Annotated in this window: 13 protein-coding genes; 4 read left to right on the forward strand and 9 right to left on the reverse strand. The window is 63.0% G+C overall.

What is annotated here, in order from left to right:
- Window positions 1-30: 30 nt before the first annotated feature.
- The 3 genes from J2W46_RS24855 to J2W46_RS24865 form a co-directional block, all read right to left on the reverse strand.
- Window positions 31-684, reverse strand: coding sequence for an OmpW/AlkL family protein (locus J2W46_RS24855; RefSeq protein WP_310357094.1), 654 nt, complete (start codon window positions 682-684; stop codon window positions 31-33).
- A 69-nt stretch (window positions 685-753) separates the two neighbouring features.
- Window positions 754-1,944, reverse strand: coding sequence for an NAD(P)H-dependent flavin oxidoreductase (locus tag J2W46_RS24860; RefSeq protein ID WP_310357096.1), 1,191 nt, complete (start codon window positions 1,942-1,944; stop codon window positions 754-756).
- A gap of 129 nt (window positions 1,945-2,073) precedes the next feature.
- Window positions 2,074-3,498, reverse strand: a complete 1,425-nt coding sequence (locus J2W46_RS24865) for an aldehyde dehydrogenase family protein (RefSeq protein WP_310357100.1) — start codon at window positions 3,496-3,498, stop codon at window positions 2,074-2,076.
- 168 nt (window positions 3,499-3,666) lie between these two features.
- Between J2W46_RS24865 and J2W46_RS24870 the strand changes: the two genes are divergently transcribed.
- On the forward strand, window positions 3,667-4,161 hold the full coding sequence (locus J2W46_RS24870; protein WP_087753196.1) for a hypothetical protein: 495 nt from the start codon (window positions 3,667-3,669) through the stop codon (window positions 4,159-4,161).
- Between the two features lie 112 nt (window positions 4,162-4,273).
- Here J2W46_RS24870 and J2W46_RS24875 read toward each other — a convergent pair whose 3' ends face one another.
- The gene (locus tag J2W46_RS24875; RefSeq protein WP_027804968.1) at window positions 4,274-5,866 is read right to left on the reverse strand and encodes an ABC-F family ATPase; all 1,593 of its coding nucleotides are present in this window, start codon (window positions 5,864-5,866) and stop codon (window positions 4,274-4,276) included.
- Here J2W46_RS24875 and J2W46_RS24880 point away from each other — a divergent pair.
- Both J2W46_RS24880 and J2W46_RS24885 read left to right on the forward strand, forming a co-directional pair.
- Window positions 5,841-6,137: a hypothetical protein gene (locus tag J2W46_RS24880; RefSeq protein ID WP_310357103.1), complete on the forward strand. Its 297-nt coding sequence runs from the start codon at window positions 5,841-5,843 to the stop codon at window positions 6,135-6,137. The genes J2W46_RS24875 and J2W46_RS24880 overlap by 26 nt on opposite strands.
- Before the next feature lie 63 nt (window positions 6,138-6,200).
- Entirely contained in the window at window positions 6,201-6,410 is a 210-nt protein-coding gene (locus J2W46_RS24885; protein ID WP_020070181.1) for a dodecin, read from the forward strand.
- A 125-nt stretch (window positions 6,411-6,535) separates the two neighbouring features.
- Here J2W46_RS24885 and J2W46_RS24890 read toward each other — a convergent pair whose 3' ends face one another.
- From J2W46_RS24890 to J2W46_RS24905, 4 genes are all read right to left on the reverse strand, one after another.
- On the reverse strand, window positions 6,536-7,630 hold the full coding sequence (locus tag J2W46_RS24890) for a BMP family ABC transporter substrate-binding protein (protein ID WP_087753197.1): 1,095 nt from the start codon (window positions 7,628-7,630) through the stop codon (window positions 6,536-6,538).
- Between the two features lie 70 nt (window positions 7,631-7,700).
- Complete coding sequence (locus tag J2W46_RS24895; RefSeq protein WP_020070179.1) at window positions 7,701-8,630, reverse strand: ABC transporter permease; 930 nt, start codon at window positions 8,628-8,630, stop codon at window positions 7,701-7,703.
- A gap of 28 nt (window positions 8,631-8,658) precedes the next feature.
- A complete protein-coding gene (locus J2W46_RS24900; protein WP_087753198.1) occupies window positions 8,659-9,765 on the reverse strand; it encodes an ABC transporter permease in 1,107 nt (368 codons plus the stop codon).
- A gap of 66 nt (window positions 9,766-9,831) precedes the next feature.
- Window positions 9,832-11,433, reverse strand: a complete 1,602-nt coding sequence (locus J2W46_RS24905; protein ID WP_027777221.1) for an ABC transporter ATP-binding protein — start codon at window positions 11,431-11,433, stop codon at window positions 9,832-9,834.
- Window positions 11,434-11,682: 249 nt separating this feature from the next.
- Between J2W46_RS24905 and J2W46_RS24910 the strand changes: the two genes are divergently transcribed.
- Window positions 11,683-12,615 carry a LysR substrate-binding domain-containing protein gene (locus J2W46_RS24910; protein ID WP_007181594.1) on the forward strand — a complete coding sequence of 311 codons (933 nt, stop codon included), beginning with the start codon at window positions 11,683-11,685 and terminating at the stop codon, window positions 12,613-12,615.
- Between the two features lie 83 nt (window positions 12,616-12,698).
- On the opposite strand, the gene J2W46_RS24915 is transcribed toward J2W46_RS24910, so the two are convergent.
- The gene (locus J2W46_RS24915; RefSeq protein WP_310357111.1) at window positions 12,699-14,096 is read right to left on the reverse strand and encodes an 8-oxoguanine deaminase; all 1,398 of its coding nucleotides are present in this window, start codon (window positions 14,094-14,096) and stop codon (window positions 12,699-12,701) included.
- Window positions 14,097-14,571 lie beyond the last annotated feature (475 nt).

Here is a 14,571-nt window from a genome sequence, read left to right on the forward strand (position 1 = left end):
CACGATGCGACTAGAAGCGCCCAGAAGCGACTAGAAGCGCATACCCACACCTAGCCCCACCACCACCGGATCGATGCTCACGCGGCCAAGCGGCTGACCGTTGAGCGACGCGTCCGTGTGCATCCAGATTTTCTTGATGTCCGCGTTCACGAAGAACGACTTCGTCACCTGGACGTCGACGCCCGCCTGCAACGCCGGACCGAAACTGTGATTGCTGATCGACACCGGCTGCGCGCCGACGTGCAGACCGTTGTTGTAGAACAGCGTGTAGTTCAGACCCGCGCCGACATACGGACGCACGCGCCCCGCGTGATTGAAGTGATATTGCAGCAGCAATGTCGGCGGCAATACGTTTACGCCGCCCAGACCGCCGACGCTCGACGTGAGCTGATGACGCGACGTGCCGAGAATCAATTCGACGCCGAGATAGTCGCGGATCATGTAGGTCAGATCCAGTTCAGGCACGGTTGCGTTGTTGACGCCGACGTTCAGCGCGGACAGCGTGCCGGTCGTGTCCACGTTCGGCACGATGCTGATCGCGCGTAGACGCACGAGCACATCGCCGGCGTGAATGCCGCTCAGTGTGTCGTCGCCGGCAGCATGTGCCTGGGGCGCTACCGCGGCCGCGAATAGCAGGCTCGATGCAACGGCGGCGGTCCTGATCCTGTTGAGCGAGAGTTTCATCTACTTCCCCGATTGTTGGTCATGTGCGGGGATTGTCGAAGCTCTAGCCGCGCGGCAAGTTGACTCCCGTCAACCGGGCGAGAAAGCGCAGCGCCCTGCGACAGCCGGTCGCGTCACGCCGGTCAGCAGCAGTTCGAGCAGATCGTGCACGCTGCGAATCGCCGGGCCAAACGGCAGCGCTTCTTTACCGCGGAAAAAGAGACCATTCGCTACGTCGCCGCGCAAGGCCGCCGCGAGCCGCGTGTCGATGCAGAAATGGCCGAACTTCTCCACGCCGTCGCGCCAGCCACACACGCTCAGACACTCGAGCGCCGTCGGGCACGCGTGTTTGAGCGCGCCGACCTTGTCGCGAATCCTGCTTTCATGCCGCAAATAGCGCGTGAGCCATGGCGTTTTCACCGCGCGGGCGGGCAAGCCGGTCACGCTGACGAATTCGACGATATCTTCCGGCGCCGCGTCAGCGAGCACGCGCTTGAAATTCGGATGCGCGTCGCCTTCCTCGGTCACGGCGAACGGCGTGCCGAGTTGCACACCGTTCGCCCCCGCGTTGAGCAGCGCGCGCACGGCCTCATGGCTATTGATGCCGCCCGCGAGGATCAAAGGCACCTGCTTGCGATCGAGCCCGAGAGAGACGAATACGGCGTCGAGCTCCTGCAGAATCCGCACGAAGTCAAAGCGCTGATCGTTCATATCGGCGATGTTCGCGACGCCCAGATGACCGCCCGCGTGGGCCGGATGTTCTATTACGACAGCGTCGGGCAAGCGGCCTTTTTTCATCCACCTTTTGAGCACGAGCGCAACGCCGCGGCTGTCCGACAGGATCGGAATCAGCGCGATATCGTAGCCTTGGGTCATCTCCGGCAGGTCGAGCGGCAGACCCGCGCCCATCACGATTGCATCGGCGCCGCTTTCGCAAGCCACGCGGACGTAATCGGCCTGCGCGCTGACCGCCTTCATCACGTTGACGGCGATCATGCCGCGGCCTTTGCTGAGCGCCTTCGCCGCGTGGATTTCGCGTGCGAGCGCCGTGAGGTTGGCCTGTTCCAGCGTGGCGTGATCGGCCGACCGGCTGCAACGCTCGACGAGGTCCGGATGGTGATGGCGCAGATCGATGCTGGCAATGGTGCCGAGCGCGCCCTCGCGTGCGACGCTGCCTGCGAGCCGGTGCGCTGAGATACCGACGCCCATGCCGCCCTGCACGATCGGCAGTAGCGAGCGGCCGCGGATAACTAGCGGTGAAAAGGAGTGAGACTGGAGCATGACTGATCCGACGGACGATTAGCGAATCGCCGATCATCGTCCGTCGGGCGCAGCCGGGGTTGCGTCAGGTCAAGCAACGCGCGAATGACGTTCGCGCGCGCGCCGGCTGTTTGACGCCGGTCATCCGGATCAAACTTTGAACTGCATCGATTTGAGCTCGAGGTATTCCTCGAGCCCGTAGACGCCGTTTTCGCGTCCAAAGCCCGATTGCTTGAAGCCGCCGAACGGCGCGGCCATATTCCATGCGCCGCCGTTGATGTCGATCTGGCCTGTACGGATGCGGCGCGCAACACCTTGGGCGCGCTCGTCGCTGCCCGCCCACACCGCGCCGCCCAGTCCATACGGCGAATCGTTGGCAATCCGAATCGCCTCTTCTTCGTCCTTGTAAGTCAGAATAGACAAGACCGGGCCGAAGATCTCCTCTTGCGCGATCGTCGCTTTGGGATGCACCCGGCCGAACACAGTAGGCTTGACGAAGAAGCCTTTCGACACGCCGTCGGGCAGCCCCGCGCCGCCGGTCACCAGTTCGGCGCCCTCCTCGACTCCTTTGGCGATGTATTGCTGCACGCGCGCCTGCTGCGCCGCCGATGCCAGTGGCCCGAGGCGCGTTTTCTCGTCGCGCGGATCGCCGGCTGCATATGTCTCGACCACCTGTTTCGCGAGCGCTCGCGCTTCGTCGTAGCGAGCCTCGGGGACCAGCATGCGTGTGTGCGCGGAGCACGTTTGCCCCGAGTTCAGAAAGCACGCGCCGACGGTGCCTTTCACCGCGGCGGCGAAATCGGCGTCGTCGAGAATCACCGAGGCCGACTTGCCGCCCAGTTCGAGCGCGACGCGCTTGATCGTCGCCGACGCCAGTTCCGCCACACGCTTGCCCGCGCGCGTGGAACCGGTGAACGACACCATATCGACCGATGGATGACTCGCGAGAATCTCGCCGACGACGGGTCCGTAACCGCTGACCAGATTGAACACGCCGGCAGGCAGCCCGGCTTCGTGAATCGCCTCGGCGAGCACAAAGGCATTCAAAGGCGCGATTTCCGAAGGCTTGAGCACGACGGTGCAACCGGCGGCGAGCGCCGCCGCCACCTTCAGCGTGATCTGATTGAGCGGGTAATTCCAAGGCGTGATGGCGGCGACCACGCCGACCGGTTCGCGCACGACAAGCGAATTGCCGACGCGCGTCTCGAATTCGAATTCGCCGGCGAGTTTCGCATACGCGTTCCAGTTGTACACGGGGCTGCCCACCTGAATGGCACGCGAGAGCTTCAGCGGCATGCCTACTTCGCCCGCGATCAGCGCAGCCAGTTCATCGGTGCGCGCTTTCAGGTTTTCGGCAATGCGCCGTAAATACTCGCCGCGCTGCGCAGCGGGCGTCGCGGCCCAGCCGTCGAAGGCCACGCGGGCGGCGGCAATCGCGCTTTCGGCATCGGCTTCGACGCCCTCGGGAATGCGCCCCATGACTTCCTCGGTGCCCGAATCCACCACGTCGATCGTGCCGGTGCCACAGGGCGCAATCCATTTTCCGTCGATATAGAGTTTGTCGTAGGTCTTCATGATGGTCGGCCTCTGTCTGCGGACATTGATGGTCCTATTGTAATCAGCGTCGCGACGAACGCGCCGGCGCCTTGGTCTGGAAGCCGGGTAGCCAATAGCGCCGCGCTCGCTTACTATCCGGCTTCAAAAGAAAGCGCCCGCTCCGTGGCGTTAGACGTCGAGACCAACATGAACCCCACACGACATCCGAAACTTTCGCTGATCGCCGCGCTGATGGCTATCGCCGTGACAGCAGGCACCGCGCGCGCGGCGGAATCCGCGCCGGACGCGGCATCTGAAGCCGAACTGGACCTCACGAAAGAGGCCGCGCATCCAGTGGCCGATCTTCCCGCAGGCCTTGGCAACTTCTGCTTCTTTGCACGGTTGCCGCCGGCGAGTCAGAAGTACAAGGTCATCAAGAACGTAAAGATCGGCAAAGGCACCTACGGCGGCGTCGCGGACATCCTTCCGAAAATGGCGGAGTATGCGCAACTGCGCGGAGCCGATGCGATCGTCGAGTACAGCGGTTCGCAGCGCTTCGGCTTCTGGCCGTGGCGGATGGTACGCCCCGTAGTGCGCGGCGTCGCCGTGCAATGGACGGAACCGAGGCAGGCGGATTGCGAATCGATTGGCGGCACGAAGCTAAGCACGATCCTGTCATCGGGCCAGCCGCCGGCCAAATGAAAAACGGCGGTCCGACATGCACAGGCATGCCGGACCGCCGTTCTTGGAAGCCATGTTTCCGACGGGGCAAACCCGACGGTCAATGGCTTCGCCAACCCTGCTTGTCAGACGCTTACTGCACGCCTTGGCTCGCCAGGAAGTCTTCATAATTCCCGCCGAAGTCGTTCAGCGTGCCGTCGGTCTTCACTTCGATGATCCGGTTGGCCAGGCCGCTCACGAACTCGCGGTCGTGCGACACGAAAATCAATGTGCCTTCGAACTTGTCGAGCGCGATTTGCAGCGACTCGATCGATTCCATGTCCATGTGGTTGGTCGGCTCGTCCATGAGCAGCACGTTATGGCGGCCCAGCATCAGCTTGCCCCAGATCATGCGGCCCTTCTCGCCGCCCGACAGCACCTTGACCGACTTGCGGATGTCGTCGGCATTGAACAGAAGACGGCCCAGCGTGCCGCGCACCATCTGCTCGTCGTCGCCTTCCTTGCGATAGGAGTCGATCCAGTCCATCAAGGTGACGTCGTTCGGAAACTCTTCGTACGTGTCCTGCGGCATGTAGCCGACGTTCGCGTTCTCGGCCCACTTCACCGTGCCGTGATCGAGTTGCAGATTGCCGAGCAGCGAGCGCAACAGCGTGGTCTTGCCTGCGCCGTTCTCGCCGATGATTGCGATCCGCTCACCAGGCTGCACGCTGATGCTGAAATTGTTGAAGATGGTGCGCTCGTACTTCTTCGAGATGCTGTCCGCGACCACCGCGATGTTGTGCAGCTTCTTTTCGAACTCGAAGCGAATAAACGGATTCTGCCGCGACGACGGCTTGAATTCCTCGATCTTGATCTTGTCGATCATCTTCAGACGGCTGGTTGCCTGGCGCGCCTTCGACTTGTTCGCGGAGAAGCGACGCACGAAGTCCTGCAGGTCGGCGACACGCTCCTTCGCCTTCGCATTCGCGTTCTGCTGACGCTCGCGCGCCTGCGTGCTGGCCAGCATGTAGTCGTCGTAATTGCCCGGATAGACCTTCAGCGTGCCGAAGTCCATGTCGGCCATGTGCGTACAGACCTGGTTCAGGAAGTGTCGATCGTGCGAGATGATGATCATCGTCGAGTTGTACTGGTTGAGCACGTCTTCCAGCCAGCGGATCGAGTTGATGTCCAGGTTGTTGGTCGGCTCGTCGAGCAGCAGCACGTCCGGCTTCGAGAACAGCGCCTGCGCGAGCAGCACGCGCAGCTTCCAGCCAGGCGCGACGTTGCTCATGGGGCCGTTGTGGTCCTCAATCGCGATACCGATGCCGAGCAGCAGTTCGCCCGCGCGCGCCTCGGCGGTGTAGCCGTCGTATTCGGCGAACTTCGCTTCGAGTTCGGCCGCGTGCATGTAGTCGTCGTCGGTCGCGTCGGGGTTCGCGTAGATCGCGTCGCGCTCGGTCATGGCGGCCCACATTTCTGCGTGGCCCATCATCACGACGTCGAGCACGCGCACATCTTCATACGCGAACTGGTCCTGGCGCAATTTACCGAGGCGCACGTTCGGCTCGAGCATCACGTTGCCCGAGCTCGGCTCCAGATCGCCACCCAGGATTTTCATGAAGGTGGACTTGCCGCAGCCGTTTGCACCGATCAGGCCATAGCGGTTCCCTCCCCCGAATTTGACCGAGATGTTCTCGAACAGGGGCTTTGGCCCGAATTGCATGGTGATGTTGGCAGTAGACAGCACGGCGCGTCCCTTTGAATGTGATATCGGCGAAAAACCCAATATTTTAGCAGGTTATCGCGAAACCAGCCCACGCGCGATGCGTGGCCGGCCGGTGACGGCGCGCGGCGTCTGCAAAATGTCGATGAACGCCGAAACCCGGCTCGCGTCGGCCTGTCCGCGCGCCGTTCAACACGATCAGAAGGCGCCAGGCACGCGGCAAATAGCGGCATCGGCCCTTCCGGCCTCGTTGAGCGGGCACGCGCCGTGCAACATCGGATCGTCACGCGACTGACGTTTTACCCGTGCGCGTTACCTATACTTTCTGAACGCCAACGAAGATCAAAGGAGAGACCTCATGTCAGACCACGTCTACAAGCAGATCGAACTGACCGGCTCATCGCCGAAATCGATTGACGACGCCATCAGCACCGCCATTGCGAAGGCGTCGAAAACGCTGCGCAATCTGCACTGGTTCGAAGTGACGGAAACCCGGGGCCAGATCGAAAACGACAAAGTCGCCTTCTGGCAGGTGACGATCAAAGTGGGCTTGCGCATCGACGATTGATGCGGCTAGCGCCGGCGACGTAGAGCCGCCGGACAGCGCCCGACTGAAACCGGAAGAGCCGCGTCCGTAGCGGACGCGGCTCCGGCAGTCTTTTCATGCGGCGGGGGCCCGCCGCAATGTAGCGGTTATTTCGGCAACGAACCGTCCACGCCTTCCACGTACCAGTTCAGACGTTGCAATTCCGGATCGGTCAGCGTCTTGCCGGCCGGCACCTTCACCGTGCCGGACTGGTCCTTGATCGGACCGGCGAACACATCCCACTTGCCGCCCGCCAGTTCGTCGCGCTTCGCGGCGACCTTCTTCTGCGCGTCAGCCGGAATCGCCGACGTGTTCAGGTCTTCCAGATCGACGGCCTTCTGCGGAATGCCCCACCACACCGGGTCGTTCTTCCATTTGCCGTCGAGCACCTGCTGGATCGCCGCGTTGTAGTACACGCCCCAGTGCGCGACCACCGAACCCAGATGCGCGCTCGGGCCGAACTTTTTCATGTCCGAATCCCAGCCGAACGCGTGCACATGTTTCTCGGATGCGGTCGCGAGCGTCGCGCTCGAATCCGTGTTTTGCAACAGCACGTCCGCGCCCTGGCCGATCAGCGTTTCGGCGGCCTGCTTCTCCTTGCCCGGATCGAACCAGCTATTGATCCAGATGACCTTCGTATGCACTTTCGGATTCACCGAGCGCGCGCCGAGGGTGTACGCATTGATGTTGCGAACCACTTCCGGAATCGGCACCGAAGCGACGAAGCCGAGCGTGTTCGTCTTCGTCACGTAGCCGGCGGCCACGCCGGCGAGGTATGCGCCCTGGTACATGCGCACGTCGTAAGTCCCGAAATTCGGCGCCTTCTTGTACCCGGTTGCGTGCAGGAAAACGGTGTCCGGAAAGTCCTTCGCGACTTTGAGTTCGAAGTCCTGATAGCCGAAGCTCGAACCGATGATGATCTTGTTGCCCTTGTTCGCCAGATCGCGGAATACGCGCTCCGAGTCGGCCGATTCCGGCACGTTCTCGATACGCGTGATCTTCACCTTGTTGCCGAACTTCGCTTCGGCTTCCTTCGAACCCTGATCGTGCGCGAACGTCCAGCCGGCATCGCCCGGATTGCCCAGATAGACGAACGCCACGCCCGGCGCGTCCGCGGCTTGCGCGGCCTGCGGCAGCGACGCAACCAGCCCGAGCGACGCCGCGCCCCAGGCAAAAGCGGTCAGCAGATTTCTTCTCTTCATGTTTTCTCCTGTCGTGTTTATCGATTGATTTGAGATTTGGGGGACCACTTGCCGACGGTGCCGACGATCCTCAGCCTGCCGAGAAAAACGGCTTGCCAAGCGATGCCGGCGCGTTCAGGCGGATCGTGTTCGGGTTGCGCGAGATCAGCACCAGCACGACGACCGTCGCGACGTACGGCAGCATCGCGAGGAATTGCGTCGGCACCGGCACGCCGATCGCCTGCGCGTAGAACTGCAGGCCGGTCACGGCGCCGAACAGCAGCGCGCCGATCAGCAGGCGCCCCGGGCGCCACGTCGCGAACACGACAAGCGCGAGCGCGATCCAGCCTCGGCCCGATGTGAGTTGCTCCTGCCAGAGGTGCAGATTGACGATCGAATAATAGCCGCCGGCCAGTCCCGCCATGCCGCCGCCGAATGCGACCGCGCCATAGCGCACGCCTACCACCGGGAAGCCTACCGAATGCGCGACCTGCGGCGACTCGCCGACCGAGCGCAACACGAGCCCCGCGCGCGTGCGATACAGAAACCAGCCGATTACCGCGAACATCAAAAACGCGAGGTAATCGAGCGGCGTAAGACTGAAAAGCGCGGGACCGAGCACCGGAATCTTCGAGAGACCCGGAATAGTCCACGTGTCGATGGTCGCGCGTACCGCCGCCGACGTGTACGGCTTGCCGACATACGCGGACAGGCCGATGCCGAAGATGGTCAGAGACAGACCCGTGGCGACCTGGTTGGCGAGCATGGTCAGCGTGAGAAACGCGAACAGCAGCGACATGGCGAGGCCCGCGCCGATCGCGGCGAGCACGCCGAGCCAGGGGCTGCCGGTGATCGCGGTAACCGCGTAGCCGGTCACGGCGCCCATCAGCATCATGCCCTCCACGCCGAGATTGAGAACGCCCGACTTTTCGGTGACGAGTTCGCCCGCGCCCGCGAACATCAGCGGAATCGCGGCGGTGACGGCGCTCGAAGTGAGCGCGCTGGCTTGTTGAATATCCATGGATTGCGGCAGCGAAGCGTTAGACGGGTCAGTGGGCTTGCGCGGCAACGGAGCGCCGGCGTACGCGGTAATTTACGAACAGATCGGCGCCGAGCAGGCAGAACAGCAGCAGTCCCTGGAACACGCCTGAGAGCGCCTGCGGCAACTGCATCGAAGTCTGCACTGCTTCGCCGCCGAGATACAGCAACGCCATCAGCAGGCTTGCGAGCACGATGCCGACAGGATGCAGCCGTCCGACGAACACGACGATGATTGCCGTGAAGCCGTAACCCGGCGACCACGTCGCCTGCAACTGGCCGATAGGCCCGGCGATCTCGCCCATGCCCGCGAGGCCCGCGAGTCCGCCGCTGATCAGAAGCGACATCCAGATAGTTTTCTTATCGGAGAAGCCTGCATAACGGGCGGCAAGCGGCGCAAGACCGCCGACGTTCATCCGGTAGCCGGCAAAGCTTTTGCGCATGAAGAGCCAGACGAGCGGGATCGCAATCAGCGTGACGAATACCGACGCATTCAGACGCGTGCCGCGCAGCCATTTCCAGTGCCAGTCGCCGTAAAAGGTCGGATAGAGTGCGTCGCCGCTGAACATTTCCGACAGCGGAAAATTCATGCCCTGCGGATCGCGCCATGGGCCGCTCACCAGATAGATCAGCAGTTGCGTGGCCACGTAGGTGAGCATGAGGCTCACGAGAATCTCGTTGGTGTTGAAACGGCTTTTCAGCAGCGCGGGGATCGCTGCCCACAGCATGCCGCCGATTACGCCGGCGATCATCATCAGTGGCAAAATCCACCAGCCGGTCGCCTGATCGAAATAGATCGCGACGCCGCTCGCGGCAATGCCGCCGAGCAGCATCTGCCCTTCCGCGCCGATGTTCCATACATTCGCGCGATATCCGATCGCAAGCCCGAGACCGATCAGGCACAACGGAGATGCCTTGAGCAGAAGCTCCGACCAGCCGTTCACGCTCGACAGCGGTTCAATGAAGAACGCGTGCATCGCTTGCAGCGGATCGCGGCCGACGAGGCCGAAAATCACGAAGCCAATGGCGAGTGTGAGCAATGCCGCGATCAGCGGCACGGCGAGTTGCATGGTGCGCGAGGGCGTCGTGCGCGCTTCGAGTCGATACGGAAGAATCATGGGTAGCGTGTGTTTTTTCGGGTTCTGATAACGGACGCGGAGACAGATGCCGAGAGATGCCGCGGCTCAAACATGCGCCGGCTGTTCCGCCGAAGGCGCCGTGCCCTCGCGGCCACCGAAAAGGCCCGCCATCCAGCGGCCGATTTCCTCGGCGTTGGTTGCGCCTGTGGCGCGTACCGGCGAGAGCCTGCCGCCCGCGAGCACCGCAATGCGATCGCAGATGTCGAACAGTTCTTCGAGTTCCTCGGAAATCACGAGGATCGCCACGCCGCTTGCCGACAGATCGAGCAACTGCTGGCGAATGAAGGCCGCCGCGCCCACGTCGACGCCCCATGTGGGTTGCGCGACCACCAGCACCTTCGGCGCCTGCAGTATCTCGCGGCCCATGATGTACTTCTGCAGATTGCCACCCGACAGGCTTTGCGCGAGCGCCTCGGAGCCGCCGCATCGCACATCGAAGGCTTCAATGCAGCGCCGGGCAAATGCTCGCATCGCGCCCGAGTTGATCCAGCCCGAGTTGACCATCTTCTGACGATGCGCGGTGAGCAGCGCGTTTTCGGACAGCGTCATTGCGGGCACCGCACCCCGGCCCAGGCGCTCTTCCGGCACGAAGCCGAAGCCGAGCGCACGCCGGCCGCCTGCGCCGAGCCGCCCCGCTGGCTTGCCGCAAATGGTGACGGCGTCCGCTCGCAGGCCGCGCTTCTCTCCTGAGAGCGCCGACAGCAATTCCGCCTGACCGTTGCCCGAGACGCCCGCAATGCCGAAGATCTCGCCCGCGTGAACGGCGAACGACACGTTCTCGAGCGACGTGCCGAACGGGTCGTCGCTCGTCACCGACAACGCCTTGACATCGAGCAGCACCGCGCCCGGATTGTGCTCGCGACGCGTGTAGTCGGGCAGCGAATGGCCGACCATCAACTGCGCGAGCGACGCATGGGTTTCCTCTTTCGGCTTCACGTGGCCGGTGACACGGCCGCCGCGCATCACCGTCGCCGTGTCGCACAGTTCCTGGATTTCATCGAGCTTGTGGCTGATGTAGAGAATGCTGCAGCCTTCGGCCGCGAGCCGCCGCAGCGTCGCGAAGAGTTTGCGCACCGCTTGCGGCGTGAGCACGGACGTAGGTTCGTCCATGATCAGCAAACGCGGGTTCTGCAGCAGGCAACGCACGATTTCGACGCGCTGCCGCTCGCCCACCGTCAGGCTATGCACATGACGCTGCGGGTCGATGTCGAGGCCGTAGTCGGCGGAGACTTCGCGAATGCGTTTGGACAGCGCTTTGAGATCGAAGGGTTCGTCGAGTGCAAGCGCGATGTTTTCGCCGACCGTGAGCGTTTCGAACAGCGAAAAGTGCTGAAACACCATGCCGATGCCGAGCTTGCGCGCGGCCGCGGGGCTCGCGATGTCGACCGCTTCGCCTTCCCATTGAATCTCTCCGGCATCGGGCCGCACCGCGCCGTAGATCACCTTCATCAGCGTGCTCTTGCCCGCGCCGTTTTCGCCGAGCACGGCGTGGATCTCGCCCGGCGCGACGATCAGCGTGACGTCGTCGTTGGCCCGCACGGCGGGATATTGTTTGGTGATGCCCTTGAGCATCAACCGGGGCGCCGCCTGTTCCGGCCTCGTTGCCGGCTGCGCGGCGGCGCCGTCGCTATAAAAAGAGTCGCTCATGTGATTCCGTAGTGCGTCGGTGACTGCGGTTGCTGCGCGGTCGTCCACCTTGCCGGCGGTCGATCCGTCACCACAACCGGATGACAATACCTAATTCGACCCGCTCAGTCGAGCGGCCAAAATTCCCGCAAACCCGCGCCACAGCAAGCTCTGCGGGTATGTCTCTCTTGACGCCGTTTTTCGTTCATATTAAAACGCATATACCCACGCCCCCACTCGATCAGCCAGAACATATATTTCGGAGAAGTCATGAGTCAGCAACGCGAGGCGATCGATACTTACCTTCTGCGCGTCTTGCACACCTTGTTGATGGAACGCAGCGTCACGCGCGCGGCCGTCAAACTGAACCAGTCGCAACCCGCTATCAGCGCCGCGCTGCGCCGGTTGCGCGACATTACCGGCGACCCGCTGCTCGTGCGCGGCAAATCCGGCATGGTGCCCACCGAATACGGCCTGCGCCTCCTCGAACCGGTGCAAAACGCGCTCCGCGAGATCGAACGCATCAAGTTCCAGCAACACAATTTCGACCCGGCCACTTCCATTCGCTGCTACCGCATCGGCTGCCCGGACTACCTGAACGTGCTGTTCGTGCCGACGGTGGTCGAGCGGTTTCGCCAGGCGGCGCCGAACGCGACGCTCGAGTTTCACTCGCTCGGCCCCGCGTTCGACTACGAACTCGCGCTCGAAGACGGCAAGCTCGACATCGTCGTGGGCAACTGGCCCGAGCCGCCTGAGCAACTGCATCTGTCGAACCTGTTCGTCGATCAGATCGTCTGCCTGATGAGCAACGCGCATCCGTTCGCCAAACGCGGCGGGCTCACGCTCGACCAATACCTGAACGCCCCGCATCTCGCGCCGACTCCGTACTCGGTGGGTCAGCGCGGCGCGATCGACGTGCACCTCGCGCGCGAGCGGCTCAAACGCCACGTGGTCGTCACGCTGCCGTACTTCAATCTCGCGCCGTACGTGCTGATCAAGTCCGACCTGATCTTTACGACGACGCGCCTCTTCGCCGATTACTACGCCAAGTTCCTGCCGCTGACCGTGGTGCCCGCCCCGCTCGACTTTCCGCCGATGCAGTACTACCAGCTGTGGCACGAGCGCGTGCATTACTCAGATGAAGTGCGCTGGCTGCGCAGCCTCGTCGCCGAAGCGACCAGGACACTGATCGACAAACCTTGAGACGTTAGACGTTAGACGTTTGACGTTTGCCCACTGGCGGCGCTTGCGTGTGTGATTGTGCGCAGGCGCCGCGACGCTTCATGTCATGCCGCCGCTTCGTAAAGCGTCTTTGCCAGCCGGTTATGCCGCTCGATCACCGGACCGAGTTCGAGCGTCGCCAATTGCCCGTCCCTCACGACGACGTTGCCTCCAATCACGCTATGGCTTACCTGCGACGGCGCGCAGAACACCAGCGCCGCGACCGGGTCGTGCAACGCGCCGGCAAAGAGCGGCTGACGCAGGTCGAACGACACGAAGTCCGCCGCCATGCCAGGTGCAAGCGCGCCGATGTCGTCGCGGTTGAGCACCTTCGCGCCGCCGAGCGTGGCGATCTCCAGCGCTTCGCGGGCCGTCATCGCGTCCGGACCAAAGCCGACTCGCTGCAATAGCAGCGCCTGGCGCACTTCGGCGACCATCTGCGCGCCGTCGTTCGACGCCGAGCCGTCCACACCCAAACCCACCGGCACACCCGCAAGCCGCATCCGCTTGACGGGCGCGATACCCGACGCGAGCCGCATATTCGAGCACGGACAATGCGCGACACCCGTGCCGGTACGCGCAAACAGTTCGATGCCCGCGTCGTCGAGTTGCACGCAGTGCGCATGCCACACGTCGCGTCCGACCCAGCCGAGGTCTTCCGCATACTGTGCGGGCGTCATGCCGAACTTCTCCTGGCTATACGCGACGTCGTTCGTGTTCTCGGCGAGGTGCGTATGCAGAGACACGCCGTATTGCCGCGCCATCGCCGCCGACTCGCGCATCAGATCGCGGCTCACTGAAAACGGCGAGCATGGCGCGACAACCACGCGCAGCATCGCGTAACGCCCCTCGTCGTGATACGTCTCGATGAGGCGCTTCGTGTCCTTCAATATGTCCGCTTCACGCTCGACCACCGAATCGGGCGGCAAGCCGCCGTCTTTCTGACCCACGCTCATGCTGCCGCGCGCCGCATGAAAACGCATGCCGATGCGCCGCGCCGCGGCGATGCTGTCGTCGAGCCGGCTGCCGTTCGGATAGATATACAGATGGTCGCTCGACGTCGTGCAACCGGACAGCAACAACTCGGCCATTGCCGTCAATGTGGAGACTTCGATCATCTCCGGTGTGAGATTCGCCCACACTTTGTAGAGGCTCGTGAGCCAGCCGAACAACTCGGCGTTCTGCGCGGCCGGAATCGCGCGCGTCAGACTCTGATACATGTGGTGATGCGTGTTCACGAGACCGGGAATCACCAGATGCCCGCGCATGTCCAGCACCTCGTCGGCGGTTTCCGGCAAATCCGCTGTCGGACCTACCGCGACGATGCGGTTGTCCTCGATATAGAGACCGCCATCGCGCAGTTCGCGCCGTGCGCCGTCCATCGTGACGAGCACGTCTGCGTGCTTGACCAGCATTGTTCTGTTCGGCTTGCCCGCTTGTTGTGCTGCGTGTTCCATCGTCATCCGTTTCTCCGCCTGATTGCTTCCGTGCAAAGTCGTCCGAACGCGATGTGACGGCGCGTAAGCCGCGCCGCCGCGTCCCGTCGAACGCCGTTGGCCCGGTTACCCAGCGTATTGCGCCGTCTTCGGGACGTGTGCCGCGCTCAAAGCCCATCGGGCCTGCCGTTGCTGCGGCGCACAGGCGTAACCTTCGGCCGTCAAAATAACGCTGACAACACGCGCCGTTGCGATAACCATCTTCAGGCTGCCGATATAGTGGGGCATTTTTGACGCCGGTACGATCGAACGGAAGTGCCATGCGCTGCAACGGCTGCGCGAGATTGCTCGCTGCGCCTTTCGGCAGACTGTCCGTCATGCGCCAGCTATTATCTTTCTTATCGCGCCCGCGCTGGACGGAACAACTTTCTACAATGGCTGCAACGGCGCTCGCTTCAATTCGCCGACGGGTATGTAGCCACTGACGTGGAGCCTCGATCCG

Origin of the sequence: Paraburkholderia strydomiana, assembly GCF_031456815.1 — a bacterium.
In the GTDB taxonomy this organism is placed as follows: Bacteria; Pseudomonadota; Gammaproteobacteria; order Burkholderiales; family Burkholderiaceae; genus Paraburkholderia; species Paraburkholderia caledonica.